Consider the following 24,848-nt stretch of genomic DNA (forward strand, 5'->3'; position numbering starts at 1 on the left):
ACCCAGGCGAGCGCCCCCGCCGCCGTCGCCGCCTCGCTGGCGCCGGCCGTCGCCGCCCCGGCCCAGATCCCCCAGGCCGCGTCGCCCCAGATAGCCGAAGCCGCTCCCGTCGGTCCGCCGCTGTTGCGCCCGTCCATGGACGAGTGGCCGCAGGAGGAGGACCGCGGGCGCGTCATCATTCCCGGCGCCTACCAGCGCCCCCAGCCGCAGCCGCAGACGGGCATCGAGGCGATTGCCGCCGCAGCGCCGCAGCAGCCCGGCCGGCCCCAGGGTGAGGCCGCCCTGCCGTCCCGTGCCGTCGCCTTCCACGCTCCCGTTCCGATGGTGCGCCCGGGCGCCACCACCGTCGTTCCTGTCTCGACCGGTCCTGCGGCCGTCTCGGCGCCGACGCTCGCGGCGGCCTCCTCGACGCCGGTGACCCTGAACAGCCAGGGCACGGCGACCACCATGGTCGTGCCCTCCGGACCTGCCGGCAGCCTGCCCGGCGCGCAGCAGGCGATCATCGTGACGCCGACGCCTGCCCGCGGGCCTGTCCTGGCCGCGCTACCGCCGGATGGCGGCGCCCGCGACTGGCCACGCTACGTGCCCGGCGCCCGCGGCGAGGACCGCAACCTCGGGATCGCCGGCGAGCGCGTCATGCCAGATCCCGGCGTGCCGCTCACCTGCCTGCCGGCGCCGGTGCGCCGCGCCCTCAACGACGTCGCCCTGCGCTTCGGGCCGGTGCTGGTGCGCTCTACCCACCGCGGCAGCCGCGCCTTCGTGCGCACCGACGCCTGGCGCGGCTCCTATCACCGCGACTGCCGGGCGGCCGACTTCCGCGTCTCCGGCAATCCCGCGGCGATCCTCGCCTTCCTGCGGGCCCGGCACGAGCTCGGCGGCGTGAAACGCTACCGCAACGGCCTGTTCCACATCGACAATGGCCCGCGCCGCTCCTGGTGAGCATTCATTCGCGCGCCTGATCGGTCCATCAGAAGCCTGAATTTGCCGGCGACGCGCTTCCCGGGCAGCTTTCCGCCTATCCCACGGATCAGGAGGGCCGGATGCTGCTCGTCGGAATGCTGGACAGTCCCTATGTGCGCCGCGCGGCGATCGCCGGCACGCTCCTCGGACTCGACTTCGAGCACCAGTCGGTTTCTGTGTTCCGCCATATGGAGCGCTTCCGCGCCATCAACCCGCTGATCAAGGCGCCCTCGCTGGTGGCGGACGACGGCACGGTGTTGATGGAATCCCAACTCATCATCCAGCACATGGAGGATTTCGCGGGGCGCAGCCTGCGGCCCGCCGATCCGGCGGCACGCCTCGCCGACCTCCGGGCGACGGGCCTCGCCGTCGTCACGGCCGAGAAGGCCATCGCCATCGAATACGAGCGCAAGCGGCCCGAGGCGATCCGCCATGCGCCCTGGCTCGGGCGGGTTGGGGATCAGCTGCAGGAGGCGCTCGCCGCCCTCGACATGGTGGCGGGCGAACGCTGGAAGACGCTGCCCGTCACCTGGACGCACGGCGCCATCGGGGCGGCGGTGGCCTGGGGCTTCATCCGCTTCACCATTCCCGACGCGGTGGCCGAGGACGCCTTCCCGGCGCTTGCGGCCCACGCGGCGCGCTGCGAGGCGACGGATGTGTTCCAGCACTGGCCGATCGACCGCGAGAGCCCGTGAGGGCACGCGGGAGAGGGCCGGGTTCCGTCATCGTGGTTCCGTCGGCGCGCCCCAGCGAGGCGGCACGGCGCCGAGCCCGGCCATGAGGGACAAGTCGGCACGCGCCCGCACTGCCCCAACGCAAAAGGCCGCCCGATGGGCGGCCTTTCCGTCTCTGCCGGGGCAGGGAAAAATCAGCGCGAGTAGAACTCGACGACCAGCGAGGGTTCCATCTGCGTGGCGTAGGGAACCTCGGAGAGCGTCGGCACGCGCGACAGCTTGGCGACGCCCTTGCCGTGGTCGACGTCGAGATAGTCCGGAACGTCGCGCTCGCCCGACTGGACGGCTTCCATGAACAGGATCATCTGGCGCGAGGTGTCCTTCACCTCGACCACGTCACCCACCTTCACCTTGTAGGAGGGGATGTTGACGCGGCGACCGTTGACCTTGATGTGGCCGTGGTTGACGAACTGGCGGGCGGCGAAGACGGTCGGCACGAACTTGGCACGGTAGACCACCGCGTCGAGGCGGCGCTCGAGCAGGCCGATCAGGTTCTCGCCGGTGTCACCCTTCACGCGCACGGCCTCGGTGTAGGTGGCGCGGAACTGCTTCTCGGAAATGTTGCCGTAATAGCCCTTGAGCTTCTGCTTCGCCTTCAGCTGGGTGCCGAAGTCGGAGACCTTGCTCTTGCGGCGCTGGCCGTGCTGGCCGGGGCCGTATTCGCGGCGGTTGACGGGGCTCTTCGGGCGACCCCAGATGTTCTCGCCCATGCGGCGATCGATCTTGTACTTGGCAGCGTGACGCTTCGACATCGCGTGTCCCTTATTCGTTTGCGTTCGATAGGAGACGCGCCCTCCTCTTATCCCTCGCGGGATACGACAGGCAGGCCGCAAGAGCCTGCCGCGGGTGCGCAAACCTGCCGCATCGCCGTGAAGCGACCCGTCAGGAAGCGGGGTCCATACCCGCCACGCCGCGCTGTGTCAATGAAGCGGGAGCGGTTCGACGCGGGTTTCGGCGAGACCGAAGCGGGAAAAGACCCCGCAGAGGCTCTCCCGTGCCGCGCCGCCGGTGAGGATGGCGGTGGCGGGCTGGGGCTCGGCGGCAGCGCCCGCGGGGCCGAGGATCTGGGTCAGGCGACGGGCGATGGCGGGGGCCGGGTCGATCCAGTCCACCGGCCATGGGGCGAGGGCCCGGAACGTGTCGACCAGCAGCGGATAGTGGGTGCAGGCGAGGGCGACAGCATCCGTACGCCTGTCGCCGTCCACCACGAAGCAGGGCGCGATCTCCTGGGCGATGGCGGCAAGGTCCGGCGCCTCGCCGCGCATGGTGGCCTCGGCGAGACCGGCGAGGCGGGGCGATCCCACCAGGGTCACGGCACAGCCGCCGCCATAGGTCGCCACCAGCGCCTTCGTATAGTCGCGGGCAACCGTGCCGGGCGTGGCGAGGATGGAGACCATGCGGCTCGCCGAGCGTTCGCAGGCCGGCTTGATGGCCGGCACGGTGCCGACGAAGGGCAGGGGGAAGCGGGCGCGCAGGTGCGGCAGTACGAGGGTGGAGGCGGTGTTGCAGGCGATCACCACGCAGTCGGGCGCATGGGCGGCGATCAGCCGGTCCATGACGGCGAGGACGCGGGCGACGAGATGTTCCTCGCCCAGCGCCCCATAGGGGAACGCGGCGTCGTCGGCGCAGTAGACGAAGCGGGCGTCGGGCCGGGCGCGCACCAGCTCGCGGTGGACGGTGAGGCCGCCGAGGCCGGAATCGAAGACCAGGATGGTCGGCGGACGGCCGGAAAGGTCGGCGCCGCGGGAAGGGCTGAGTTTCATGCCGGCCAGGGGATCGAAGGCGATACGCATCACGCACCTTCACGCAGCACTGTCTGTGAGAATGGGCGGAATTCTGGCGGCAAAGCGTTAAGGTTTAGCAAGCGTTCCGGGCGGCCCGGCCCGGGCAACGCAGATGCGCGCGGGCGCGCCGTTGACGCCTCCCGTCATCGCGTCCATTCAATCGATGAAAATCAGGGGAGGGCCCGCATGCACCAGACACCGAAGCCGTTCGAACTCGCCAGGCGCCTGCGCGCGGGCGAGAGCCTGTTCACCGCCTGGATGAGCATGCCGGAGCCGCTGATCGCCGACCACGTGGCGCGCGAGGGCTTCGACGCCGTCACCTTCGACATGCAGCATTCCTCCATCGACCTTCTCTCTGCGATGCGCGGCATTTCGGCGGTGAACCATGCCGGCAAGCCGGCCGGCGTTCGCATCGCGCTGGAAGCCTTCGGCGACGGCGCGCGCCTGCTCGACACCGGCGCCGAGATCATCATTGCGCCGATGATCAACTCGGTGGCGGACGCGAAGCGCTTCGCCTCGGCGGTGAAGTACCCGCCGCTCGGCGACCGCTCCTGGGGCGGCAACCGGTTCCAGCAACTCACCGGCATGAACCCGCAGGACTATCTGCGCCAGGCCAACGAGATGACCGTGAGCCTCGCCATGATCGAGACGACGGCGGCCCTCGCCGCGGTCGACGACATCCTCGCCGTGCCGGGTATCGACGGCGTCTTCGCCGGTCCCTCGGACCTCTCCATCACGCTGCTCAAGGGCGAGAAGCTCGACCCGAACAACCAGGTGGTGAAGGACGCCTTCGCCAAGATCATGACGGCGGCGAAGAAGGCCGGAAAGCTCACCGGCTGCTACGCGCCGAGCCCGGAGCGGGCCAAGGAGCTCGCCGCCGAGGGCTGGGGCTTCATCACGCTGATCAACGACAGCCTGATGGTGCGCGGCGGGGCGCAGAACGCGCTGAACGTCGTGCGCGGCTGAAGGCGGCCTTGCGCGAAGGCCGGCGATTGACCGGCCTCAATGCGCGTTGCGCCCCGATGCGCGAGGAGAGGATGTCCCCCCGGCCCTCTGGGTGGAGCCTCTTCATGCGCAATCTCTTCATTCTGATGTTCATGCTGGCCGCGACCGTGTTCGCGGGCAGCGCCATGATCGTCGTGGTGGCGACACCCTCGCTCTACGATCAGGGAATGGTCATGATCCCGGTGGCCGCTGCTCTCGGCGTCGTGCTCGCCGTGCCCGTCGCCTGGTTCGTCGCCCGCGCCATCAGCCAGGCGTCGAAGCCGGTCTGACGCTCAGCCCAGCGCCTTCAGGAAGCCCGCGAAGCGCATCAGCCCCTCCGGCCAGGGACCGTGGCCGGAGGCGTCGTTGATGTGGCCGGCATCTCCCGCATCGGCCACCGCCGCGCCCCAGGCATAGCCGAAGTCCTCCGCACGCTCATACGAACAGCGCGGATCGGTGCGGCTCGCCACCAGCACCGAGGGGAAGGGCAGGGGATCGCGCGGGATCGGCGCGAAATGCCGTTCGACCTCGGGAATGCCCGGGTGCTCCTCGATGTCCGGCAGGCCCACCAGAAAGCCGCCGGCGACCAGCCCCTTCGGAAAGAGCGGGGCGGCATGGGCGATGGTCACCACGCCCAGCGAATGGCCGACGAGGATGACGGGACGCGAGCAGGAGGCGACGGCAGTGGCAAGATTGTCGACCCAGCGGGCCTTGTCGGGCTTGTGCCAGTCGCCGAGATGGACGCGCCGCGCCGTCGGGAGTTTGGCCTCCCAGCGGGACTGCCAGTGATCCTCGGCGGAATTCGTGTAGCCGGGAACGATGAGGATGTCGGCGTCGGCGGTGCGCATGGGTCAGAGAACTTCCACGGATTCGTGGCCGGCGGCCCGGCGCAGTCTCGTATCGAGGGTGGCGAGGGGGAGGCCGCGGCGAAGGGCCAGTTCGAGATAGCTGGCGTCGTAGGCGGACAGATGGTGCCTGCGTGCCAGATCCGCCACGGGACCCCATGGCGAGGACGCCCCCTCCTGGTCGACCGTGACCGCGACCTTGGCAAAATCCACGAGGAGGGCGGCGAGAATGTCGCCGTCGAACCGGCCGCGGCGGTGGGCCTGAAGCGCGGCATTGACGACTTCGAGGCGCCAGATGCCCGGCACCACGGCGCCGTTCGCCAGGGCACGGACGACGAGGTCGGCCGCTCCACCGACCATTTCATCGGGCAGGAAGGCCGCGAGCATGCAGGAGGCGTCGAGGACGACCGACGTCATCGCCGGCCGTCGTCACGCCAGGACAGGATCTCGTCGACAGTCACCTCGCCGCCCTTGAGCACTCCGGGCTGGGAAAGGCGAGCGCGGATGCGTTCGAGAGCTTCGATCCCCGGATTGGCGGCGTCGTCGCGGTCGGGCACCAGCCTGACGACATGCTTGCCGTTGCGCGTGATGCGAACCTCCTCGCCACGCTCCACGCGGTCGATAAGTTCAGACAGCTTCTGCTTGGCCTCGAAGATGCCGACGGTGGTCACGTCCATTATCCTATCCAGTCAGGCTGGATAGTATCACGCTGCCCCCGACCCGTCACGCTTCCCCGAAAACGCGGCGGAAGATGGTGTCGACGTGCTTCAGGTGGTAGCCGAGGTCGAACTTTTCCTCGAGTTCGGCCTCGGAGAGCGCCGCGCGCACTTCCGGATCGGCCTTGAGCAGCGTCAGGAACTCGCCCTCGCCGCGCCAGACCGGCATGGCGTTGCGCTGGACCAGCCGATAGGAATCCTCGCGGCTGACGCCCTTCTGGGTGAGGGCGAGCAGCACGCGCTGCGAGTGGACCAGGCCGCCGAGCCGGTCGAGGTTCTTCTGCATCTGGGCGGGATAGACCAGCAGCTTGTCGACGACGCCGGTGAGGCGGACAAGCGCGAAGTCGAGGGTCACGGTCGCGTCCGGGCCGATCATGCGCTCGACGGAGGAGTGGGAGATGTCGCGCTCGTGCCAGAGGGCGACGTTCTCCATGGCCGGCAGGGCCATGCCACGGACGAGGCGGGCAAGGCCCGTGAGGTTCTCGGTCAGCACCGGATTGCGCTTGTGCGGCATGGCCGACGAGCCCTTCTGGCCCTCGGAGAAGAACTCCTCGGCTTCCAGCACCTCGGTGCGCTGCAGGTGGCGGATCTCGGTGGCGAGGCGTTCGATGCAGGAGGCGACCACGCCGAGGGTGGCGAAGAACATGGCGTGGCGGTCGCGCGGGATGACCTGGGTCGAGACCGTCTCGACCTTCAGACCCATCGCTTTGGCGACATGCTCCTCCACCCGCGGGTCGATCTGCGCGAAGGTGCCGACGGCCCCCGAGATGGCGCAGGTGCGGACCTCCTCGCGGGCCGCCTCGAGGCGGGCGAGGCAGCGGTCGAACTCGGCATAGGCCTGGGCGAGCTTGTCGCCGAAAGTGGTCGGCTCGGCATGGATGCCGTGCGAGCGGCCGATGGTCGGCGTCATCCTGTGCTCGAAGGCGCGGCGCTTGAGGGCGGCGAGCAGGGCCTTCACGTCGGCGATGAGCAGGTCGGAGGCGCGCACCAGCTGCACGTTGAAGCAGGTGTCGAGCACGTCGGAGGAGGTCATGCCCTGGTGGACGAAGCGCGAGTCCGGGCCGATGAACTCGGCGAGGTGGGTGAGGAAGGCGATGACGTCGTGCTTCACCTCGCGCTCGATGGCGTCGATGCGGGCAACGTCGAAGGTGACGTCCTTGGCCCTCGCCCAGATGTTGGCGGCGGATTCTTTCGGGATGACGCCGAGCTCGGCGAGGGCGTCGCAGGCGTGGGCCTCGATCTCGAACCAGATGCGGAATTTGGTCTGCGGGTCCCAGATGGCGGTCATTTCGGCGCGGGAATAGCGCGGGATCATGGGACGGGCCTCGGCAGCACAGGGAAGGCTGCCCTCTAGCAGGGAAGGCCTGCGAGGACAATCGGAGCCGGTCAGCGGGCGGGCAGCGGCGCGGTCACCGCCATGTGGCGCACGTCGCTGCCCTCGAAGCCGCGCTGCATCACCATGACCATCACGACCAGCACGTCGAGGGCGCCGCCGGCCCCTGCGCCAGCCCCTCCGCGCGGCGCGCGATAGGCCACGACGTCGCCGAGGCGATATCCCTGCGCCGTGCTGCGCCGGGCCGGCAGGGTGCGGTCCTCGTGGATCACCCGGGCCTCGCCCCTGTCGGTGAAGGTCAGCCGGAAGCCGCGGACGGGATCGCCGCCGGCCTCGCCCATGGGGATCTCCGTGAGAACGAGGGAGCTCGGCTCCTCGCCGTTCGGCAGGAAGGTGCCGAGGCGGAAGCGGTGGCGGTTGGGTTCGTCGACGGCCTCGGCGATCGCCCGGCCGGCCAGCCGTTCACCCGGTTCGGTGATCGGGCGGATGAGGGCGCGCGCCTTCGCCGCCGCCTCGCGCCGGGCCGCGCCGATGGTGGCGTTCTCGTCGTCGAGGCGGACATGGACCGGCGGTGCGGCAAAGCTGTTGGCCGCGGTATCGATCAAAAAGATCGATGCATAGGGAAAGCCGGAACCGTCCTGCCGGCCGAACTCCTCGAAGGCGAAACGCCGCCCGTCGGCACTGAAGCCGAGGATGGCGAGACCCGCGCTGTCGGCGGCGAAGGCCGGTGCGCCGCACAGCAGGGCGAGAAGGATGAGGACGACACGCATGGGACCGCTCCAGCCGGAAGGTGGAGTGTCCCGGTGGCCGATGGCCGAAGCAAGGCGGTTCAGCGCCGGTGCAGGCGCCAGAACAGGACGGCTGCGAGCGCGGGCAGGGCGGCGCCCCAGGGCCACCACAGGCGGAAGGCGGTGGTCACGTAGAGGTAGAGCGCGCCGGCGGCGCCGACGAGGTGGTGGAGGACGGACATGTCGCCGTCGTGGTCCTCGGCGAAGGCGAGGGAGCGGGAGTGGACGGCGAAGACGAGGCCCGGCGCCACGAGCATGACGAGGAGCGTGCCGGCGAAGGCGAGGCCGATCCAGAAGGCGAGCGGCGGGGCGGTATAGCGGGCGCGCAGCCGTTCCAGCCCCCACCAGAGCAGCGCCATGCCCGGCAGCAGGGGCAGGGATTGCAGACAGACCACCGACAGGCTGCGCCAGGAGGGCGCGTGGCCCGCCATCAGCGTCACCACCGTCGCGGCGACGAAGGCGACCGCCGTGACCATGAGCCCGGCGCGCATCGCCCGCATCCAGACGCCGGGCGTAGGGCGGGGAGAGGGCGCGCGCGAGGACTTGGCCGCCGGCTTGCGCCGGGGACGGGCCGGCGGCTTGCGGGCGGGTTCCGCCGCTTCACGGTCGAGGGCTGCGCTGCGATTCGCCATGACCCGAGACTAGCCCGGACCCGGTTGACGGCCCCTGAATCGCACCGCGCTTATCCCCACCGGACGGGGCGGGGCGATCCTTCGCGAGGAAGAGCCGGCCGGGGTGGCCGGCCCGGGCTTAGCGAGGGTGTCCATGTCCTTCTCGGTGGTGAATCACAGGTTGTGTCTCGACGGGCGACCCGTCGCCTTTCGCCAGTCGCCCCATGGCGGGCGGACGATGAAGCCGCGCCATCTCATCCTGCACTATACGGCCGGCCTCACGGCGCGGTCGGCCGTCGGCTGGTTCCTCGATCCGCGCGCCAAGGCATCGGCCCATCTGGTGGTCGACCGGGACGGCTCCGTGACGCAGATGATGGCCTTCGACCGCACGTGCTGGCACTGCGGGCAGAGCAGCTGGCAAGGGGTGAGCGGTCTCAACAGTCAGTCGATCGGCATCGAGATGGTCAATGCCGGCCGGCTGTCGAAGGGCGCCGGCGGGCGCTGGCGGACCTGGACGGGGGAGGCCGTGCCCGACGGGGAGGCGGTCGTCGCCCGCCACCGGCACGAGGCGGCCGAGGCCGGCTGGCACGCCTATCCGGCGGCGCAGGTGGACGCCGTGGTGGCCATCGGCCGGGCGCTCAGGGCCGCCTACGGCTTTTCCTCGGTGCTCGGCCACGAGGACATCGCGCCACGGCGCAAGGTGGATCCCGGCCCGGCTTTCCCTCTCGTGGACGTGGCGGCGCGCATCCTGGGGCGGGAGTGACGACGCAGTGGAGCATACGTCCGGCGTCGCGGGGTCGTACGCCTGCCGGTGAAGCTCGTCGTGCCCGGGCTTGTCCCGGGCATCCACGACCTTCTGATAGGGGCGTGTTCAAGTCGTGGATGGCCGGGACGAGCCCGGCCCTGACGCGGAGAGGGCGGTGCCGGTTGTCCGCGGCAGGGGACCGGTTCACACCATGGTGCCGCGGGCGGTCTCGGCGGCCGAGCGAATGGATGAGATGGCGGCGCCGTACTGGGCCGGGCCGCCCTTGAAGACGGCGGAGCCGGCGACCAGCACCGTCGCGCCGGCGGCGGCGACCAGCGGGGCCGTGTCCGGGGTCACGCCGCCGTCCACCTCGATGACGATGTCGCGCCCCGCGACCATCTGCCGGATCTCGGCGATCTTTTCGACCTGGCTGGCGATGAAGGCCTGGCCGCCGAAGCCGGGGTTCACGGTCATGACCAGCACGAGGTCGAGAAGGTCCAGCACATGGGCGATGGCGCTCGCCGGCGTCCCTGGATTGAGCGCCACGCCGGCCTTCTTGCCGAGGGCCCGGATCGCCTGCAGCGAGCGGTGGAGATGGGGGCCCGCTTCGGCGTGGACGGTGATGAGGTCGGCACCGGCCTTCGCGAAGGCCTCCAGATAGGGATCGGCCGGGGCGATCATCAGGTGGACGTCGAAGACCCTGGCGCTGTGCGGGCGCAACGCCTTCACGACGTCGGGGCCGAAGGTGATGTTCGGCACGAAATGGCCGTCCATCACGTCGAGATGGATCCAGTCGGCGCCGGCCGCGTCGACGGCGCGCACCTCCTCGCCGAGCCGCGCGAAATCGGCGGCGAGGATGGAGGGGGCGATGAGGACGGGGCTGGTCATGGCAGGGTCTCGCGGGAGGGCCGAGGCGCCGGGTAGCATGCGGCAAGGTGCGCGGGCAACGAGGGGCTGCCATCGCTTGCGATACCAGGGCCTCCCCGGCAATGTTGCGCCGCCCCCAGACATGCGATGCCCGCGGCGACGGATCAATGACCGACATTCACGACGTAATCGTTCTCGGCGCCGGCATGGTCGGCGTCTCGACCGCGCTTCATGCGCGCATGCGCGGGCTCAACGTGGTGCTCGTCGACCGGCGCCAGCCGGGCGAGGAGACGAGCTACGGCAATTCCGGCGTCATCGACGGCGGCAATCTCTATCCGGTCGCCATGCCGCGCGACATCCCGACCCTGTTCCAGCACGCGCTGAACCGGCAGACCGCCTCGCACTACCACGTCGGCGCGCTGCCCCAGGTCGCCCGCTGGATGTTCGATTACTGGCGCTGGTCGGCGCCGGCCAAGCTCGAGGAGACGGCGCGGGTCATGCGGCCCTTCTTCGCCCAGGCGGTGGAGACCCATCGCGAGCTGATGGCGGTGGCGGGCGCCGAGCGCTTCTTCCGCCAGACGGGCTGGCTGGAGCTCTATCGCCGTCCCGAGAGCCTCGCCGCGCAGGATCGCCGCCTCGCCCTGTCGCGCGAATTCGGTATCGACAACGTCAAGCTCACCCACGACGAGACGCTGGAGCTCGAGCCGCACCTGAAGGGCGCCTTCGCCGGCTCCATCTGGTGCAAGGGCGCCGACACCGTGTCGAGCCCAGGCGGCGTGACCAAGGCCTATGCCGAGGCCTTCGTTAAAGCGGGCGGCCGCTTCGTCATCGGCGACGCCATGACGGTGGAGAAGGTCGAGGGCGGCTACCGGGTGCAGACCCATGACGGTCCGGTCACCGCCCGGCAGGTGGTGGTAGCGCTCGGCATCTGGTCCAAGGCGCTGGTGGCGAAGTTCGGCTATTCCGTGCCGCTCTCGGCCAAGCGCGGCTATCACCGCCACTACAAGCCCGCCGGCAACGCCTTCCTCAGCCGGCAGGTCTGCGACGAGGACGTCGGTTATGTGCTCTGCCCGATGGAACAGGGCATCCGGCTGACCACGGGTGTCGAGATCGCCTTGCCGGACGCGCCGGCGACGCCGGTGCAGGTGGAGCGCGCCTTCCGCTCGGCGAAGGACCTGTTCGACCTCGGCGAGCCGGTCGAGGCGGAGCCCTGGATGGGGCGGCGGCCGGCGACGCCGGATTCACGCCCGGTCGTCGGAGCAGCGCCGCGCCACGAGGGCCTGTGGTTCGCCTTCGGCCACGGACACTGGGGTTTCACGCTGGGACCGGCCACCGGCAAGGCGCTCGCCATCGCCATGCAGGGCGCGCCGCAGCCGCTGGACCTGTCGCCCTATCGCATCGACCGGTGGTGAGCGCTCTCAGACGATGACGTCGAGGAGCCGGGCGGCGGGCTGGAGCCCCGCGGCACCTGGGGACGACGGGAGTGCCGCCTCCCCGGCGCGGATCCGTTCGGCAAGGCTTTCCCCGAAGGTCACGGCGGGCTCCGGCACGCGGCCGGCCTTCCTGTCGAGCTCTTCCTGCTTGACCGGATCGCGCGTCGGGTTTTCGGGGTCGAGCCCGCGCTTGGCGTTGCTGACGTCCGTGCAGTTGGCGCAGGGATAGCCGTTGACCATCTCGATCATGGGGCGACACGTCCGATGAGTGACGCCCTGTGCTTCGCGGCGCGGGGCGGTGTCGTTACGACCCCGCGCGCCATCCGTTCCAACATGGTGAAGGCGCGGTAAATGGCCCTCAGACCGTGATGTCGAACATCCTCGCCGAGGGCATCACCGCCGCCGCATTGGGTGATCGCGGTGGCTGACGCTCGGCGACCTGCTCGGCGCGGCGCATTTCGGCGATGCGGCTGTCGAAGACGACGGCGGGGTCCTCGGTTCGGGCGGCGGCAGTCGAGGCAGCGACCTCGTCTTCGCGCCTGGCTGTTTCCTCGGCGAGGCGGGCTTCTTCCGCCCGGCGCGCCTCTTCGGCGCGGCGATATTCATCCGCACGCCGGGACGTATCGATCCCTGCGGCGCTGGGGCCTGTCGTGCTCACCATGGGCGGCACCTCCTGGTGTCCACCCCGTCCGGGGCCGAAGAAGACACAGGCGACGACGAGAAGCGAGGGCAGGCTTTCCGCGTGGTGAAGCCGCGGTAAAGTCGCGGCTGTCAGCGGCCGCCGTGAATCTGCCTCCAGGAGGGCAGGGCGCCGGGGAAGGGCAGGGCGTCGGCTTCATAAACGGCGCGGGCGCAGGCGCGCGCCAGCACGGAGGCGGCGGTGAAGCCGATGGCCGCCATGTCGCGGGCGTAGTCGGCGACGGGCACCACGCCCGTGGCGGCTGCGAAGACCGTGTCGCCGTCGAGCGGCGTGTGGATCGGCCGGATGGCGCGGCCGAGCCCGTCCTGCGCCATGACGGCGAGATGGGTCGCCTGGCCCTTGTCGAGCACGGCGTCGGTGACGACGAGGGCGATGGTGGTGTTTTCCGGACGCGCGCCCTTCAGCTTCAGCGCATGGGCGTCCGCCGGCCAGGGGGAGGGCAGGCCGCGGCCGCCGAACTCGCCGCCCACTTCGTCCGTCGCCGCCCAGAAATGTCCCGAGGCTCCGATGGTGGCGCTGCCGACCGCGTTGACGATGACGATGGCCCCGACGCGGTGGCCAGAGGCGGACACGGCCGAGGCCGAGCCGACGCCGCCCTTGAGGTCGGCCGTGGTGGCGCCGGTGCCGGCGCCGACCGTGCCGAGGGGGACCGGATCCGCCGTGGCGGCGGCCGCCGCCTGGTAGCCGAGGTCGCGATAGGGCGAGAAGCGGCCCCACGCCTTGTCGCCGCCGGAAAGCAGGTCGAAGACGATGGCGCCGGGCACGATCGGCACCAGCATGGAGCCGATGGCGAAGCCGCGGCCGTTCTCGGCGAGCCACGCGCTCACGCCGCCGCAGGCGTCGAGGCCGAAGGCCGAACCGCCGGAGAGCACCACGGCGTCCACCGTCTGTACGGTCTTGTCGGGGCGCAGGAGTTCGGTGTCGCGGCTGCCGGGGGCGCCGCCGCGCACGTCGACGGCGCAGGTGGCGGGCCTGTCGAAGACGATCGCCGTAGTGCCGGTGCCGCGGGCGACGTCGGTGGCGTGGCCGACCCGGAGGCCGGGGATGTCTGTGATGCTGTTGAAGGTCATGCTGCACTGCCGTCCGGGATCATCACGCGGCATCACGCCTCTGCGATTGGGACAAGTCAACGCTTCCGTCGGGTCCGCCGCACATATAGACAGCCGTGAATGAACGACTGCGGCGGCGGCCGCGAACGGGGCGGAACCGGAATGCCTGACGTCACCCTCACCGCGGCCCTGCTCGCGGGGCTCGTGAGCTTCCTGTCGCCCTGCGTGCTGCCGCTGGTGCCGCCATACCTCGTCTATCTGACCGGCGCGACGCTGGACGACCTCGCCGAAGCCGAGGCGAACCCGGCCCTCGTCCGCCGCGCCGTGATGCTCGCGCTCGTCTTCGTCGCCGGCTTCTCCACGGTCTTCGTCGCCATGGGCGCCTCCGCCTCGCTGATCGGCCACTACGTGCGGATCTACTCGGGCACCCTTTCGATGGTGGCGGGCGTGGTGATCATCATCATGGGCCTGCACTTCCTCGGCCTGTTCCGCATTCCGCTGCTCTACCGCCAGGCGAAGATCGACATGGCGCCGCCGAAGGCCGGCCCGACCGGGGCCTATCTCATGGGCCTCGCCTTCGCCTTCGGCTGGACGCCCTGCATCGGCCCGGTGCTGGCCGCGATCCTGGCGGTGGCGGCCTCGGAGATGACCCTTCACAAGGGGGCCCTGCTGCTGGCCATCTATTCGCTCGGCCTCGGCATTCCGTTCGTCCTCGCCGCTTTCGCCATCAAGCCCTTCCTGCGCTTCGCCGCCTCCATCCGCGGCCGGCTGCGGGTGGTGGAGATGGTGATGGGCGGGCTTCTGGTGCTCACCGGGCTCGCCTTCCTCACCGGGCAGATGTCGACGGTGGCCTTCTGGCTCCTCGAAACCTTTCCTGCCCTTGGCGCCATCGGCTGAACGGTATTTCGGTCAGGCTTTGTTTACGCTACGTCATTAGCGCAGGCTCTGTCCCAAGAAGGCGCGGCAAATTTTACAGAAGTTTTAGGACAAACCCACCGCAATGGGCGCAAGCGAGGCAGAAGTCTTCGCTAACCAGCCAGGATGGTGGGGAACATGTCTTTGATGGAGCGGCCGCAACGGCCATCCGCCCGCAACGTGATCGGCCGCGCCGTCCGGCGTTTGCGTGCCGACCGGGCCGCAGGTGTTTCCGCAATGTTCGCCGTCGCCCTCGTGCCCGTGATGGGCATGGTCGGCGGTGCGGTCGACTACACCCGGGCCTCGGGCCAGCAGGCGCGCCTGCAGAACGCGCTGGACGTGGCGACGCTCGCCGCGACCCGGTCCGTGACGGCCACCTCGACCGAGGCGCAGATCACCCAGCTCGTGATGAAGCATCTTGCGGGCAACATCGATTTCGCGAGCCAGGTCAGCGTCACCGTCACGCTCAACGTCGCCGCCCGGTCGGTGCAGTCGCGGGCGACCTATGCCTATCAGCCCTATCTCCTGCCGGTGGTCGGCATTTCCACCATTCCGATCGGGGTGGCTTCGTCCTCGCAGCTGGGCCGCGCCTTTCTTGAGGTGGCCCTCGTCCTCGACAATTCCGGCTCCATGGCAGGGTCGCGCATCACCACGCTGCGAACGGCCTCGGCCGACCTCGCCCGCAAGGTCCTCGACATGGCCTACATGGCCGGCGATACCAAGGTCGCCGTCGTCCCCTTCGCCTCCATGGTCAACGTGGGCGCGACGAATTCCGGCGCGAGCTGGATCGACAGCCAGGGCCAGTCGCCCATCCACAACGAGAATTTCGCGACCCCCGCCAAGCGGCTGCAGCTGTATTCGCAGATGCAGGGCGTCAGCTGGGGTGGCTGCGTCGAGGCGCGGCCCTCGCCGCATGACGTGACCGACACGACGCCTACCTCCGGCAACGCCGCGACGCTCTTCGTGCCGAGTTTTGCGCCCGACGAGCCCGACGAGGGTGTCTGGTCCGGCTTCTACAACAGCTACATTTCCGACGGCACGTGCCAGTCGGGGCTCGGGACCGGCGCGCTCGCCCGCCAGCGGCGCGTCTGCAAGTACAATGGCGCGACGCCCGACCAGTCGCTCGCCAACGGCACGCGGCGCGGGCCTAACCAGCTGTGCGATTCCAACCCGATCATCCCGCTGACCCACAGTCAGACGACGCTGACGACGGCCCTCGCGGGGATGCCGGCCTATGGCGGCACCAACCTGCACGAGGCGGTGATGTGGGGCTGGCGGACGCTGTCGCCGGAGCCGCCCTTCACGGAAGGGCGCGCCTACACCGACTCGCAGAACCGCAAGATCATGGTGATGATGACCGACGGCGCGAACGACGCCATCGGCCTGCCGACGATGAACGGCTCGTTCTACTCGGCCTATGGCTTCTCGGCGGCGGGCCGGCTCGGCACGACCTCGAGCAACAAGGCCGACATCGTCGCCAAGATGAACGAGAAGACACTGACGGCCTGCGCCAACGCCAAGGCGGCGGGCATCCAGATCTACACGGTGGCCTTCTATGTGACCGACGCCAACGCCCGCAGCATCCTGCAGCAGTGCGCCTCCACCCCGGCCATGGCTCTGGTGGCCGATTCCGACCAGGCGCTGACCAACGCCTTCGACGAGATCGGCAACCACATCAGCCGCCTGCGCCTGACGAACTGACGGTTCCGGCAGTCACCCCGCAAGGGAAAAGCCCGCCCGGAGCGATCCGGGCGGGCTTCCTCATTCCGCACTCCGTGGGGAGCGAGGATCAGTTGGTGGTCGGGGTCTCGAAGTAGGAGACCTTGCCGTCCGGGCCGGCGCGCCAAGTGTACATGACGTAGTCGGCGCGGGTGATGTCACCCTTCTTGTCGTAGGAGATGTCGCCGATCACCGTCTTGAAGACGTGGCCGGTGCGCATGAACTCGGCGATCTTCTTGGGGTCGACCGAGTTGGTGGCGACCGCCGCCTGCTGGAAGATCTGCACGGCGGCGTAGCTGTAGAGAGTGTAGGCCTGCGGCTCGAAGCGACGGGCGGTGCGGAACTTCTCGACGACCGCACGGGCCTCGGGACGGTTGCGCGGGTCCGGCGGGAAGGTCATGAGCGTGCCGACGGCGCCGGGGCCGGCGATGGCGGCGAACTCGTTGTCGGCGATGCCGTCACCCGACATGAGCGGGGCGCTGACGCCCTGATCGCGCATCTGGCGGACGATCAGGCCGCCCTCGGTGTGCAGGCCGCCCCAGTAGACGACGTCGACATTGGCCGCCTTGAGCTTGGAGATGAGCGCCGAGAAGTCCTTCTCGCCGGTGTTGACGCCTTCGTAGATGACTTCCTTGAGGCCGGCGGCGTTCATCGCCTTCTGCGTCTCGTCGGCGAGGCCTTTGCCGTAGGTCGTCTTGTCGTGGACGATGGCGACGCGCTTGCCGGCGAACTGGCGGGCGAGGTAGGCGCCGGCGACGGCGCCCTGCTGGTCGTCGCGGCCGCAGGTGCGGAAGACGTTCCAGAGGCCGCGCTCGGTGTAGCGCGGGTTGGTCGAGGCCGGGGTGATCGCGACGATGCCGTTCTCCGCATAGACCTCGGAGGAGGGGATCGACACGCCCGAGTTGAAGTGGCCGACGACGAACTTGACGCCGTCGCCGACGAACTTGTTGGCGACGCTCACGCCCTGACGGGGATCGGAGACGTCGTCACCGACCGAGAGCTGGATGCGCTGGCCGAGAATGCCGCCGGCAGCGTTGATGTCTTCCACCGCCTGTTCGACACCCTGGCGCAGCTGCGCGCCGAAGGAGGCGTTCGGGCCGGTGATCGGACCGGCGACACCGAGACGGATCTGCGCCTGGGCGGGAAACGCCAGTGCGAGACCGAGGCCGAGCGTCAGCCCGGCGAGGAGTTTGGTCTTCATGTCTCATCCTTCCCTGGAGGGGTCACGAGGGGCACGAACCTTCGCGGGGGACGGCGAAGCCGCCCTTGGGAAGGGATCGAACACCCTTTCGTGCGACTTGTCAGCCCGTCCGGACACGCCCGATGCATCATCGGGGTTTTTCCGGAGGGGAGGACAGGGGGACCGGCCGTTCCGCCCAGGTGAGGGGGCCGGTGCGTTGGTAGAGCCACCAGTACTGGTGGACCATCTGGTCGGCGCGCGTGGCGCGCCAGGACACGAGGCCGATGGCTGTGACGATGACGGTGTCGACGAGGTAGTAGCGCAGCGACAAAAGCGTGCCCTCGAACAGGGCGAAGTGGGCGAAGCGCACGGCGAGGCCGAGAATGAGGAGATAGGCGACCGTCTCGGGAATGCCGCGCCAGGTCTGCGCGCAGGCGCGGCCCGTCATGATGGCGAGCCAGCCACCCAGGACCAGTGTGACCAGCAGGAACAGCCAGATGGACGGCTCCTCGTAGAGAATGCCCTGCATCAGTGCCGCCCTCCCTCGAGATAGGCCGCGCGCACCTCCTCGCGGGCGAGGAGCTCCATGCCCGTCCCCTGCATGGTGACGGCGCCGTTGACCAGCACGTAGCCGCGATGGGCGAGCTTCAGCGCGTGATAGGCGTTCTGCTCGACGAGGAAGACGGTGAGGCCCTCCTGCCGGTTCAACTCACGGATCGCGTTGAAGATGCCGGCGACGATGAGCGGGGCGAGGCCGAGGGACGGCTCGTCGAGCAGCAGCAGCTTCGGCCGGCTCATCAGCGCGCGGGCGATGGCGAGCATCTGCTGCTCGCCGCCCGAGAGCGTACCGCCGCGCTGCTCGCGCCGCTCCTTGAGGCGGGGGAAGAGGGCGAAGACCTTGTCGAGGTCGTCGGCGAAATGGGCGGGATCGGTGAGGGTCGCCCCCATCTGGAGGTTCTCGTAGACCGACATGCGCGGGAAGATGCGCCGGCCCTCGGGCGACTGGGCGATGCCCATGCGCATGATCTGGTGGGTCGGCAGCCGCGTGATGTCCTGCCCGTCGTAGATGATGGAGCCACGGCGGGCCTGGGGGCTGCCGCAGATGGTCATCATCAGCGTCGACTTGCCGGCGCCGTTGGCCCCGATCAGCGTGACGATCTCGCCCTTCGCCACGTCGATGTCGATGCCCTTGAGGGCCTGGATGGCGCCGTAGAACGTCTCGACGCCGCGGGCGGTCAGCAGCGCCGTCACAGCCCCACCTCCGCCTCGACCTTCTCGACCTCGGAATCGTCGACGCCGAGATAGGCGGCGATGACCTTGGGGTCCTCGCGCACGGCTGCCGGCGCGCCGTCGGAAATCTTGATGCCGTAGTCGAGGACGACGACGTGGTCGGAAATCTCCATGACCACGCTCATGTCGTGCTCGATGAGCAGGAGCGAGGTGCCGTGCTCCTTGCGGATGAAGCGCAGCAAATCGTTGAGGACCAGGCTCTCGCGCGGGTTGAGGCCCGCCGCCGGCTCGTCGAGGCAGAGGAGTTCGGGTTCGGTGCACATGGCGCGGGCGATCTCGAGGGCGCGCTGCGGCCCGTAGGAGAGGTCGCCGGCGGGGTCGTCGGCCCGGTCGGTGAGGCCGCACTTGTCGAGCCAGTAGGCCGCCTTCTCAATGGCCCGGCGCTCGGCGCGGCCGTAGGCGGGCAGGCCAAGGATGCCTCCGATCGACCAGCCGGAGGCGCTCATCAGCGGGTTGTGCTGGGCGACGAGCAGGTTCTCCAGCACGGTCATGCCCGAGAAGAGGCGGATGTTCTGGAAGGTGCGCGCGACCTTCGCCACCTGGGCGATGCGGAAGTCGGGCAGACGCTCCAGAAGGTGGATGCGCCCGTCCGCATGGCGCATGGTGATGCGGCCCTGGCTCGGCTTGTAGAAGCCGGTGATGCAGTTGAAGACCGTGGTCTTGCCGGCGCCGTTGGGCCCGATGACGGCGGTGATCTCGCCGCGGCGCGCCTCGAAAGAGAGGTCGTTGACGGCGATGAGGCCGCCGAAGCGCATGGTCAGGTGCTCGACCGAGAGGATGGCCTCGCTCATCCGTGGCCCTCCTTCACGTGGTCGGCGGAGACGGCGCGGCGGCTCTTCAGGAAGGCGGTGGGCATGCGCGTGGAGACGAAGCCGCGCGGCTTCCAGACCATGATTGCCACCATGGCGAGGCCGAAGATGAGCATGCGGTACTGGGCGGGGTCGAAGTCGTTGCCGAAGATCGCCTTCAGCCAGTCGAGCTCGCGCAGGAGCTCGGTGCCGCCGATCATCGCCACGGCGGCGATGGCGGTGCCGATGAGCGAGCCCATGCCGCCGAGGACGACGATGGCCAGGATCACCGCCGATTCCATGAAGGTGAAGCTCTCGGGCGAGATGAAGCCCTGGCGGGCGGCGAAGAAGGAGCCGGCGAAACCGCCGAACATGGCGCCGATGGCGAAGGCGGTGAGCTTGGTGTTGACGGTGTTGATGCCGAGGGACCGGCAGGCGATCTCGTCCTCGCGCAGGGCCTCCCAGGCGCGGCCGACGGGCAGCTTGCGCAGGCGGTTCGACACCCAGGCGGTCAGGAGGGCGAGGCAGACGATGACGTAGTAGAGGAAGATGGTGCGGTAGACGGGCGAGAACTCAAGACCGAACGTCGCCGCGAAGCCGGTGTCGGATGCGTTGAACGGCACCCCGAAGAACGAGGGCCGGGGGATCGTCGAGATGCCCTCGTAGCGGTTTGAGAAGGCGGTCCAGTTGATCAGGACGAGGCGGATGATCTCGCCGAAGGCCAGTGTGACGATGGCGAGGTAGTCGCCGCGCAATCGCAAGACCGGAAAGCCGAGCAGCACCCCCCAGAAGGCCGCGAGGATGCCGGCGACGGGCAGGCAGATCCAGAAGGCCCAGACGCCGAGGCCGGGAAAGGTCGCCGGGATCACCTTGGTGGCGATGAGGGCATAGGCATAGGCACCGACCGCGTAGAAGGCGACGTAGCCGAGGTCGAGGAGGCCGGCGAGGCCGACGACGATGTTCAGGCCCCAGGCCAGCATCACGTAGATGAGGATCTGGATGCCGAAATTGTCGATCCACTTGAGGGCGCCGGAGCCCCCCGTGAGCGACATGATCATCATCGGGTAGACGAAGAGGGCGACGAGGGCGGCCGGCGGCAAGCCGTTGCGGATCACGACCCGGATGGTCGGCGGGATCAGGCCCCGGAGGAGGTCGGAGCCGATGGCCGCCGAGGTTTCGGGCCGCACCCGGGCCTGCCAGAGCGACAGCAGGAAGCGCCCGGCGAAGACCAGAGCCACGACGAGGGCGATGAGGTCCCAGCGGGCCTCGACGATGAGGCGGTTCTGCATGTCCTGCGTCGTCTTGAACGCGAGCAGGGGGCCGAAGACGCCGAGGGCGATGATCGCGGCGAAGAGCGCGTCCTTCAGCGCGCGGGCCACGGGCGAGGGGGCGGCCGGGGCGGTGTCGAGTGGCATGCTCACGGCGTCAGACCTTCTCGACGTCGGGACGGCCGAGGATGCCCTGGGGCATGAAGATCAGCACGATCGCGAGGATGGAGAAGGCGGCGACATCCTTGTACTCGACAGAAAAATAGGCCGACCAGAAGACCTCGATGAGGCCGATCAGCAGTCCGCCGAGCACGGCGCCGGGCAGCGACCCGATGCCGCCGAGCACCGCCGCGGTGAAAGCCTTCACGCCCGGCGTGAAGCCGTCGGAGAAGTTCACCACGCCGTAATAGACGAGGTAGAGCGTGCCGGCGACGGCAGCGAGCGCGGCGCCCATGACGAAGGTGATGGAGATGGTGCGGTCGACGTCGACGCCGAGGAGCGCCGCCATCTTGCGGTCCTGCTCGCAGGCGCGCTGGGCCCGGCCCAGCGGGGTCTTGGCGACCACCCACCAGAACACGGCCAGGAGGGCCGCGGTGACCACGACGATGAGGATCTGCTTGTAGGACAGCGTGACCTGGTAGCCGCCGGCGGCGGAGAGCACGAAGACGTTGTTGAGGATCGGGTCGATCGCCTTGTTGCGGGGACCCTGGGCGACCTGGACGAAGTTGGACAGGACGATCGACATGCCGATGGCGGAGATGAGCGGGGCGAGGCGGAAGGATCCGCGCAGCGGCCGGTAGGCGACCCGCTCGATGGTCCAGCTCACCAGCGAGGTGAAGACCATGGCGACGATCAGCACGATCATCAGGGCGATGAGGATGGACCCGACGCCGAGCCAGGTGGTGAGGATCATCAGCGCGATGAGCGCGATGAAGGTGGAGACCATGAAGACGTCGCCATGGGAGAAGTTCACCATGCCGATGATGCCGAACACCATCGTGTAGCCGATGGCGATGAGACCGTAGATCGATCCGAGCGTGACGCCATTGATCAGCTGCTGGAAGAAGACTTCCATGCCGTCACCTTCCCATGTTCCCCTCCGGCGCGGGATAGCGCCGTGACGGTCTGCGGCGCCGGCCACCTCTGCGGGCGGTCCATGCGGCGGAGCCGACGGCCTATCGGTAGCAAGCGTCCGGAGAAGTCACAATGGCGGCGTGGGCTTTATTCACACGCCGGCTCTCAACCTTAATCACCGAGAATTCACCGCCGGAGGTTGGCTCCGGGGCCGGGTCAGGCCTATATCTCTCAGGACACAGAGGATTGTGCATGGATGGCGGAGCCAGCCGCTCGATGATTCCGGGAGTGCGCGCGGCCTCCCCGCAGGCCTATCGTGACGGCATGGCGCACGTCGCCGGCCATGTCCACGTGATCACCACCGCAGGTCCTGCCGGCACCAGCGGCTTTACGGCCATCGCCGTCGCTTCCGTCTCGGACGAGCCGCCGACCCTCCTCGTCTGCCTCAACCGCAAGTCGGTCAACGGCGCCCTGATCGCCAGCAACGGCGTCTTCGCCGTCAACGCCCTGCCGGCCGGTGCCGAGGGCCTGGCGGAGACCTTCGCCGGCCGCCGCGGCCATGCGGGGGCGGAGCGCTTTTCCGAGGGCAGCTGGTCGCCGCTCGCCACGGGGGCGCCGACGCTGGATACCGCCCTGGTCACCTTCGACTGCCGCCTGGTGGAGATGCGCGCCATGGCGACGCACCACATCCTCATCGGCCAGGTCGAGGCGGTGAGGATCGGTCCCGCGGGGCCGGCGCTCGCCTATTTCGACAGGGCGTACCGGCCGATCCCGCGCTGAGGGGGCGGGAGGGTCAGGTGTGCGGCGCTGACCCCTGGCGGTCCGTCGAACAATTGCCCGGTTCAACAAGGTCTCAGTCCGTCATGCCCGGGCTTTTCCCGGGCATCCACGACTTGACCACGCCCTGCGAGGAATTCGTGGATGCCCGGCTCAGGGCCGGGCATGACGCGACGCGGGCAGCGAGCCACCCTTCGGCGCGCGCAGGCCGCTACGTCTTGATGCCGAGCTCCGCGAAGACCTCCTTCGCCTCCTTCATCGCCGTGTTGGCGGCAGGAACACCGGCATAGACGGCGATCTGCAGGATGACCTCCTTGATGTCGTCGGTGGTGACGCCGTTGGAGAACGAGGCGCGGCAGTGCAGGCGGAACTCCTCCCACCGGCCGAGCGAGGCGCAGATGGCGAGGACGAGGAAGCTGCGCGTCTTGCGCTCGAGCCCCGGGCGCGTCCAGATCTCGCCCCAGGCGTAACGGGTGATGAAATCCTGGAACTCGCCGGAAAAGCCGTCGCGGCCGGCAAGCGAGCGGTCGACATGGGCATCGCCCAGCACGGCGCGGCGCACCGCCAGGCCTTTTTCGAAGCGGTCTTTTTCGTCCATGGCGATGGTCCTTCAGGGGGTGTTCGGCCCCGAGGGCATCGTCATGCCCGGGCTTGTCCCGGGCATCCACGAATGTCCTTGAGGCTGCGGGGGTCAAGTCGTGGATGGCCGGGACGAGCCCGGCCATGACGATCCGGCGGGGGCGGCGCTTCAGTACCTACGGCTTGAGGAATGCCATCACCGTGTCTGTGAAGGCCTGTTCCTGCTCGATGTTGGACAGGTGGGCGGCGTCGAGCTCGACATAACGCGCTTGCGGGATGGCGGCGGCGATCTCGCGGCCCTTCTCCGGCGGGGTCGAGCCGTCGTGGGTGCCGGAGATGACGAGCGTCGGCAGGCGGATCGAGCGGATCGATTCGCGCTGGTCCATGTCGCGGATGGCGGCGGAGCAGGCGGCATAGCCCTCGGGCGGGGTCGTCTCGAGCATGGCGACGATGCGGGCGACGGCTTTGGGGTCCGCCTGCTGGAAGCGCTTGGTGAACCAGCGGTCGACGATGGTCGGGATGAGCGGCTTCAGGCCCTCGCGCTTCACCGTGGCGATGCGCTGGTTCCACATGTCGGCGCCGGGCATGCCGGCGCCCGTGTTGCAGAGCACGAGGCGGCTGAAGCGGCCGGCATGATGGGTGCCGGCCCACATGCCGCTCATGCCGCCCATGGAGAGGCCGCACCAGTCCGCCTTCGCAATGCCGAGATGGTCGAGGAGCTCGACGGCGTCGAGGGTCAGGCGGGCGAAGCTCGTCGGGCCTACGCGCAGTTCGCTCTCGCCATGGCCGCGCTTGTCGTAGCGCACGACGCGGAAGGCATCGGAGAAGGCCGCCATCTGCGGCTGCCACATCTCCAGCCGCGTGCCGAGTGAGTTCGACAGGAGGAGCGCCGGCTTGTCGCCGCCGGTGTCCTCGTAGCGCAGGGACAGGCCGTCGGAGGTGGTGAAGCGGGGCATGGAGGCTCTCCTGCGGCAGGGGTGGCGCGAGAGACTAGGGGAGCTTCGTGACATTGCAACGGGGCAGGGGGCTGCACGGGAAGCGGGGCGGGCCTGCACCCTGGTAAGGTTCCAGCTTGACGCTCCGTTGAGAACGGGTCCAAACTGCAATTCCCGCCGAAAACAGGCCGTTTGCGGTGCGGGAGCCGGCGGCGAAGATAAAAACAATCCCGTAGGCGCCTGTTTTGATCGAATGTGAGGAGGAACGCTCATGCCGACGGTGACCCTGACGGTCAACGGACGACCGGTGACGGCCGACGTCGATGCGCGCACGCTGCTGGTGCAGATGCTGCGCGAGAACCTGCACCTGACGGGCACGCATATTGGCTGCGACACCTCGCAGTGCGGCGCCTGTGTCGTCCACGTGGATGGCAAGGCAGTGAAATCCTGCACGACCTTCGCGGTGCAGTGCCAGGGCGCCGACGTCGTGACGATCGAGGGCCTGGCCAAGGACGGCAAGCTGCATCCGATGCAGGAGGCGTTCCGCGAGCATCACGGACTGCAGTGCGGCTTCTGTACCCCGGGCATGATCATGTCCGCCGTCGATATCGTGAACCGCAAGGGTGCGGTGGACGAGGCGACGATCCGCGAGGAGCTCGAGGGCAACATCTGCCGCTGCACGGGCTACCACAACCTCGTGAAGGCGGTAGAGGCCGGCGCCCAGGCGATGACCGGTTCGGCCCCCGCGCGCCAGGCGGCGGAGTAAGCGGCGCC

29 protein-coding genes and 1 pseudogene are annotated in these 24,848 nt (G+C 69.2%); 10 read left to right on the plus strand and 20 right to left on the minus strand.

Features of this window, described 5'->3' with window-relative positions; all coding sequences use genetic code 11:
• Together ACT6XY_RS13330 and ACT6XY_RS13335 are read left to right on the plus strand one after the other, a co-directional pair.
• Positions 1 to 939 (plus strand): annotated as a pseudogene (locus ACT6XY_RS13330) (hypothetical protein); the annotation flags it as partial.
• A gap of 101 nt (positions 940 to 1,040) precedes the next feature.
• Entirely contained in the window at positions 1,041 to 1,655 is a 615-nt protein-coding gene (locus tag ACT6XY_RS13335; RefSeq protein WP_444748812.1) for a glutathione S-transferase N-terminal domain-containing protein, read from the plus strand.
• A 173-nt stretch (positions 1,656 to 1,828) separates the two neighbouring features.
• Here the strand turns inward: ACT6XY_RS13335 and rpsD are convergent, their stop codons facing one another.
• The gene (gene rpsD, locus ACT6XY_RS13340) at positions 1,829 to 2,446 is read right to left on the minus strand and encodes a 30S ribosomal protein S4 (RefSeq protein WP_444748813.1); all 618 of its coding nucleotides are present in this window, start codon (positions 2,444 to 2,446) and stop codon (positions 1,829 to 1,831) included.
• 168 nt (positions 2,447 to 2,614) lie between these two features.
• Positions 2,615 to 3,487, minus strand: coding sequence for a glutamate racemase (gene murI / locus ACT6XY_RS13345; RefSeq protein WP_444748814.1), 873 nt, complete (start codon positions 3,485 to 3,487; stop codon positions 2,615 to 2,617).
• Between the two features lie 177 nt (positions 3,488 to 3,664).
• Here murI and ACT6XY_RS13350 point away from each other — a divergent pair, with 177 nt between their 5' ends.
• Together ACT6XY_RS13350 and ACT6XY_RS13355 are read left to right on the plus strand one after the other, a co-directional pair.
• Positions 3,665 to 4,444, plus strand: a complete 780-nt coding sequence (locus ACT6XY_RS13350) for an HpcH/HpaI aldolase family protein (RefSeq protein ID WP_444748815.1) — start codon at positions 3,665 to 3,667, stop codon at positions 4,442 to 4,444.
• Between the two features lie 104 nt (positions 4,445 to 4,548).
• Positions 4,549 to 4,752 carry a hypothetical protein gene (locus ACT6XY_RS13355; RefSeq protein WP_444748816.1) on the plus strand — a complete coding sequence of 68 codons (204 nt, stop codon included), beginning with the start codon at positions 4,549 to 4,551 and terminating at the stop codon, positions 4,750 to 4,752.
• Between the two features lie 3 nt (positions 4,753 to 4,755).
• On the opposite strand, the gene ACT6XY_RS13360 is transcribed toward ACT6XY_RS13355, so the two are convergent.
• The 6 genes from ACT6XY_RS13360 to ACT6XY_RS13385 all read right to left on the minus strand — a co-directional run bounded on the left by ACT6XY_RS13360 (position 4,756) and on the right by ACT6XY_RS13385 (position 8,776).
• Positions 4,756 to 5,310, minus strand: a complete 555-nt coding sequence (locus ACT6XY_RS13360) for an RBBP9/YdeN family alpha/beta hydrolase (protein WP_444748817.1) — start codon at positions 5,308 to 5,310, stop codon at positions 4,756 to 4,758.
• A gap of 3 nt (positions 5,311 to 5,313) precedes the next feature.
• Positions 5,314 to 5,724 carry a type II toxin-antitoxin system VapC family toxin gene (locus ACT6XY_RS13365; protein WP_444748818.1) on the minus strand — a complete coding sequence of 137 codons (411 nt, stop codon included), beginning with the start codon at positions 5,722 to 5,724 and terminating at the stop codon, positions 5,314 to 5,316.
• Positions 5,721 to 5,984, minus strand: a complete 264-nt coding sequence (locus tag ACT6XY_RS13370; protein ID WP_444748819.1) for a type II toxin-antitoxin system Phd/YefM family antitoxin — start codon at positions 5,982 to 5,984, stop codon at positions 5,721 to 5,723. Before ACT6XY_RS13370 ends, ACT6XY_RS13365 begins: the two co-directional genes overlap by 4 nt.
• A 46-nt stretch (positions 5,985 to 6,030) precedes the next feature.
• Positions 6,031 to 7,338 (minus strand): adenylosuccinate lyase, encoded by a 1,308-nt coding sequence (purB, locus tag ACT6XY_RS13375; protein ID WP_444748820.1) that lies wholly within the window; start codon positions 7,336 to 7,338, stop codon positions 6,031 to 6,033.
• A 71-nt stretch (positions 7,339 to 7,409) separates the two neighbouring features.
• Complete coding sequence (locus tag ACT6XY_RS13380) at positions 7,410 to 8,126, minus strand: DUF2259 domain-containing protein (protein WP_444748821.1); 717 nt, start codon at positions 8,124 to 8,126, stop codon at positions 7,410 to 7,412.
• Positions 8,127 to 8,185: 59 nt separating this feature from the next.
• The gene (locus tag ACT6XY_RS13385; protein ID WP_444748822.1) at positions 8,186 to 8,776 is read right to left on the minus strand and encodes a hypothetical protein; all 591 of its coding nucleotides are present in this window, start codon (positions 8,774 to 8,776) and stop codon (positions 8,186 to 8,188) included.
• Between the two features lie 133 nt (positions 8,777 to 8,909).
• Here ACT6XY_RS13385 and ACT6XY_RS13390 point away from each other — a divergent pair, with 133 nt between their 5' ends.
• Complete coding sequence (locus ACT6XY_RS13390; protein WP_444748823.1) at positions 8,910 to 9,518, plus strand: N-acetylmuramoyl-L-alanine amidase; 609 nt, start codon at positions 8,910 to 8,912, stop codon at positions 9,516 to 9,518.
• A 186-nt stretch (positions 9,519 to 9,704) separates the two neighbouring features.
• Here ACT6XY_RS13390 and rpe read toward each other — a convergent pair whose 3' ends face one another.
• The gene (rpe, locus tag ACT6XY_RS13395; RefSeq protein ID WP_444748824.1) at positions 9,705 to 10,388 is read right to left on the minus strand and encodes a ribulose-phosphate 3-epimerase; all 684 of its coding nucleotides are present in this window, start codon (positions 10,386 to 10,388) and stop codon (positions 9,705 to 9,707) included.
• 146 nt (positions 10,389 to 10,534) lie between these two features.
• On the opposite strand from rpe, the gene ACT6XY_RS13400 reads away from it, so the two are divergent.
• Complete coding sequence (locus ACT6XY_RS13400) at positions 10,535 to 11,779, plus strand: NAD(P)/FAD-dependent oxidoreductase (RefSeq protein ID WP_444748825.1); 1,245 nt, start codon at positions 10,535 to 10,537, stop codon at positions 11,777 to 11,779.
• 6 nt (positions 11,780 to 11,785) lie between these two features.
• On the opposite strand, the gene ACT6XY_RS13405 is transcribed toward ACT6XY_RS13400, so the two are convergent.
• From ACT6XY_RS13405 to ACT6XY_RS13415, 3 genes are all read right to left on the minus strand, one after another.
• Positions 11,786 to 12,049 (minus strand): hypothetical protein, encoded by a 264-nt coding sequence (locus ACT6XY_RS13405; protein WP_444748826.1) that lies wholly within the window; start codon positions 12,047 to 12,049, stop codon positions 11,786 to 11,788.
• A gap of 109 nt (positions 12,050 to 12,158) precedes the next feature.
• Complete coding sequence (locus ACT6XY_RS13410) at positions 12,159 to 12,461, minus strand: hypothetical protein (protein ID WP_444748827.1); 303 nt, start codon at positions 12,459 to 12,461, stop codon at positions 12,159 to 12,161.
• A 110-nt stretch (positions 12,462 to 12,571) separates the two neighbouring features.
• Positions 12,572 to 13,570, minus strand: a complete 999-nt coding sequence (locus ACT6XY_RS13415) for a P1 family peptidase (protein ID WP_444748828.1) — start codon at positions 13,568 to 13,570, stop codon at positions 12,572 to 12,574.
• A gap of 141 nt (positions 13,571 to 13,711) precedes the next feature.
• Here ACT6XY_RS13415 and ACT6XY_RS13420 point away from each other — a divergent pair, with 141 nt between their 5' ends.
• Both ACT6XY_RS13420 and ACT6XY_RS13425 read left to right on the plus strand, forming a co-directional pair.
• A complete protein-coding gene (locus tag ACT6XY_RS13420) occupies positions 13,712 to 14,446 on the plus strand; it encodes a cytochrome c biogenesis CcdA family protein (RefSeq protein WP_444748829.1) in 735 nt (244 codons plus the stop codon).
• 255 nt (positions 14,447 to 14,701) lie between these two features.
• The gene (locus ACT6XY_RS13425; RefSeq protein ID WP_444748830.1) at positions 14,702 to 16,165 is read left to right on the plus strand and encodes a pilus assembly protein TadG-related protein; all 1,464 of its coding nucleotides are present in this window, start codon (positions 14,702 to 14,704) and stop codon (positions 16,163 to 16,165) included.
• Positions 16,166 to 16,253: 88 nt separating this feature from the next.
• Here the strand turns inward: ACT6XY_RS13425 and ACT6XY_RS13430 are convergent, their stop codons facing one another.
• From ACT6XY_RS13430 to ACT6XY_RS13455, 6 genes are all read right to left on the minus strand, one after another.
• On the minus strand, positions 16,254 to 17,384 hold the full coding sequence (locus ACT6XY_RS13430; RefSeq protein ID WP_444748831.1) for a branched-chain amino acid ABC transporter substrate-binding protein: 1,131 nt from the start codon (positions 17,382 to 17,384) through the stop codon (positions 16,254 to 16,256).
• 127 nt (positions 17,385 to 17,511) lie between these two features.
• Positions 17,512 to 17,892, minus strand: coding sequence for a DUF6867 family protein (locus ACT6XY_RS13435; protein WP_444748832.1), 381 nt, complete (start codon positions 17,890 to 17,892; stop codon positions 17,512 to 17,514).
• Entirely contained in the window at positions 17,892 to 18,614 is a 723-nt protein-coding gene (locus ACT6XY_RS13440) for an ABC transporter ATP-binding protein (protein ID WP_444748833.1), read from the minus strand. Before ACT6XY_RS13440 ends, ACT6XY_RS13435 begins: the two co-directional genes overlap by 1 nt.
• Positions 18,611 to 19,444, minus strand: a complete 834-nt coding sequence (locus ACT6XY_RS13445; RefSeq protein WP_444748834.1) for an ABC transporter ATP-binding protein — start codon at positions 19,442 to 19,444, stop codon at positions 18,611 to 18,613. The genes ACT6XY_RS13440 and ACT6XY_RS13445 overlap by 4 nt, the downstream gene beginning before the upstream one ends.
• Positions 19,441 to 20,856 carry a high-affinity branched-chain amino acid ABC transporter permease LivM gene (livM, locus tag ACT6XY_RS13450; RefSeq protein WP_444748849.1) on the minus strand — a complete coding sequence of 472 codons (1,416 nt, stop codon included), beginning with the start codon at positions 20,854 to 20,856 and terminating at the stop codon, positions 19,441 to 19,443. The genes ACT6XY_RS13445 and livM overlap by 4 nt, the downstream gene beginning before the upstream one ends.
• A gap of 10 nt (positions 20,857 to 20,866) precedes the next feature.
• Positions 20,867 to 21,784 carry an ABC transporter permease subunit gene (locus ACT6XY_RS13455; protein WP_444748835.1) on the minus strand — a complete coding sequence of 306 codons (918 nt, stop codon included), beginning with the start codon at positions 21,782 to 21,784 and terminating at the stop codon, positions 20,867 to 20,869.
• Between the two features lie 287 nt (positions 21,785 to 22,071).
• On the opposite strand from ACT6XY_RS13455, the gene ACT6XY_RS13460 reads away from it, so the two are divergent.
• The gene (locus tag ACT6XY_RS13460) at positions 22,072 to 22,563 is read left to right on the plus strand and encodes a flavin reductase (protein ID WP_444748836.1); all 492 of its coding nucleotides are present in this window, start codon (positions 22,072 to 22,074) and stop codon (positions 22,561 to 22,563) included.
• A 208-nt stretch (positions 22,564 to 22,771) separates the two neighbouring features.
• Here the strand turns inward: ACT6XY_RS13460 and pcaC are convergent, their stop codons facing one another.
• On the minus strand, positions 22,772 to 23,158 hold the full coding sequence (gene pcaC / locus ACT6XY_RS13465) for a 4-carboxymuconolactone decarboxylase (RefSeq protein WP_296575896.1): 387 nt from the start codon (positions 23,156 to 23,158) through the stop codon (positions 22,772 to 22,774).
• 157 nt (positions 23,159 to 23,315) lie between these two features.
• A complete protein-coding gene (pcaD, locus tag ACT6XY_RS13470) occupies positions 23,316 to 24,095 on the minus strand; it encodes a 3-oxoadipate enol-lactonase (RefSeq protein WP_444748837.1) in 780 nt (259 codons plus the stop codon).
• A gap of 250 nt (positions 24,096 to 24,345) precedes the next feature.
• Here pcaD and ACT6XY_RS13475 point away from each other — a divergent pair, with 250 nt between their 5' ends.
• Positions 24,346 to 24,840 (plus strand): (2Fe-2S)-binding protein, encoded by a 495-nt coding sequence (locus ACT6XY_RS13475; RefSeq protein ID WP_444748838.1) that lies wholly within the window; start codon positions 24,346 to 24,348, stop codon positions 24,838 to 24,840.
• The last annotated feature ends 8 nt before the right edge of the window (positions 24,841 to 24,848 follow it).

This window comes from Phreatobacter sp. (genome assembly GCF_052440005.1).
Lineage (GTDB): Bacteria > Pseudomonadota > Alphaproteobacteria > Rhizobiales > Phreatobacteraceae > Phreatobacter.

Coding starts and splice junctions, on each gene's coding strand:
- ACT6XY_RS13365 (WP_444748818.1), bottom strand. CDS start 5,724: ATGACGTCGGTCGTCCTCGACGCCTCCTGCATGCTCGCGGCCTTCCTG.
- ACT6XY_RS13405 (WP_444748826.1), bottom strand. CDS start 12,049: ATGATCGAGATGGTCAACGGCTATCCCTGCGCCAACTGCACGGACGTC.
- ACT6XY_RS13435 (WP_444748832.1), bottom strand. CDS start 17,892: ATGCAGGGCATTCTCTACGAGGAGCCGTCCATCTGGCTGTTCCTGCTG.
- livM (WP_444748849.1), bottom strand. CDS start 20,856: ATGCCACTCGACACCGCCCCGGCCGCCCCCTCGCCCGTGGCCCGCGCG.
- ACT6XY_RS13400 (WP_444748825.1), top strand. CDS start 10,535: ATGACCGACATTCACGACGTAATCGTTCTCGGCGCCGGCATGGTCGGC.
- ACT6XY_RS13455 (WP_444748835.1), bottom strand. CDS start 21,784: ATGGAAGTCTTCTTCCAGCAGCTGATCAATGGCGTCACGCTCGGATCG.
- rpsD (WP_444748813.1), bottom strand. CDS start 2,446: ATGTCGAAGCGTCACGCTGCCAAGTACAAGATCGATCGCCGCATGGGC.
- pcaC (WP_296575896.1), bottom strand. CDS start 23,158: ATGGACGAAAAAGACCGCTTCGAAAAAGGCCTGGCGGTGCGCCGCGCC.
- ACT6XY_RS13350 (WP_444748815.1), top strand. CDS start 3,665: ATGCACCAGACACCGAAGCCGTTCGAACTCGCCAGGCGCCTGCGCGCG.
- murI (WP_444748814.1), bottom strand. CDS start 3,487: ATGCGTATCGCCTTCGATCCCCTGGCCGGCATGAAACTCAGCCCTTCC.
- ACT6XY_RS13475 (WP_444748838.1), top strand. CDS start 24,346: ATGCCGACGGTGACCCTGACGGTCAACGGACGACCGGTGACGGCCGAC.
- ACT6XY_RS13410 (WP_444748827.1), bottom strand. CDS start 12,461: ATGGTGAGCACGACAGGCCCCAGCGCCGCAGGGATCGATACGTCCCGG.
- ACT6XY_RS13425 (WP_444748830.1), top strand. CDS start 14,702: ATGTTCGCCGTCGCCCTCGTGCCCGTGATGGGCATGGTCGGCGGTGCG.
- ACT6XY_RS13430 (WP_444748831.1), bottom strand. CDS start 17,384: ATGAAGACCAAACTCCTCGCCGGGCTGACGCTCGGCCTCGGTCTCGCA.
- ACT6XY_RS13335 (WP_444748812.1), top strand. CDS start 1,041: ATGCTGCTCGTCGGAATGCTGGACAGTCCCTATGTGCGCCGCGCGGCG.
- ACT6XY_RS13445 (WP_444748834.1), bottom strand. CDS start 19,444: ATGAGCGAGGCCATCCTCTCGGTCGAGCACCTGACCATGCGCTTCGGC.
- ACT6XY_RS13415 (WP_444748828.1), bottom strand. CDS start 13,570: ATGACCTTCAACAGCATCACAGACATCCCCGGCCTCCGGGTCGGCCAC.
- ACT6XY_RS13360 (WP_444748817.1), bottom strand. CDS start 5,310: ATGCGCACCGCCGACGCCGACATCCTCATCGTTCCCGGCTACACGAAT.
- ACT6XY_RS13390 (WP_444748823.1), top strand. CDS start 8,910: ATGTCCTTCTCGGTGGTGAATCACAGGTTGTGTCTCGACGGGCGACCC.
- ACT6XY_RS13385 (WP_444748822.1), bottom strand. CDS start 8,776: ATGGCGAATCGCAGCGCAGCCCTCGACCGTGAAGCGGCGGAACCCGCC.
- purB (WP_444748820.1), bottom strand. CDS start 7,338: ATGATCCCGCGCTATTCCCGCGCCGAAATGACCGCCATCTGGGACCCG.
- ACT6XY_RS13370 (WP_444748819.1), bottom strand. CDS start 5,984: ATGGACGTGACCACCGTCGGCATCTTCGAGGCCAAGCAGAAGCTGTCT.
- ACT6XY_RS13355 (WP_444748816.1), top strand. CDS start 4,549: ATGCGCAATCTCTTCATTCTGATGTTCATGCTGGCCGCGACCGTGTTC.
- pcaD (WP_444748837.1), bottom strand. CDS start 24,095: ATGCCCCGCTTCACCACCTCCGACGGCCTGTCCCTGCGCTACGAGGAC.
- ACT6XY_RS13420 (WP_444748829.1), top strand. CDS start 13,712: ATGCCTGACGTCACCCTCACCGCGGCCCTGCTCGCGGGGCTCGTGAGC.
- ACT6XY_RS13380 (WP_444748821.1), bottom strand. CDS start 8,126: ATGCGTGTCGTCCTCATCCTTCTCGCCCTGCTGTGCGGCGCACCGGCC.
- rpe (WP_444748824.1), bottom strand. CDS start 10,388: ATGACCAGCCCCGTCCTCATCGCCCCCTCCATCCTCGCCGCCGATTTC.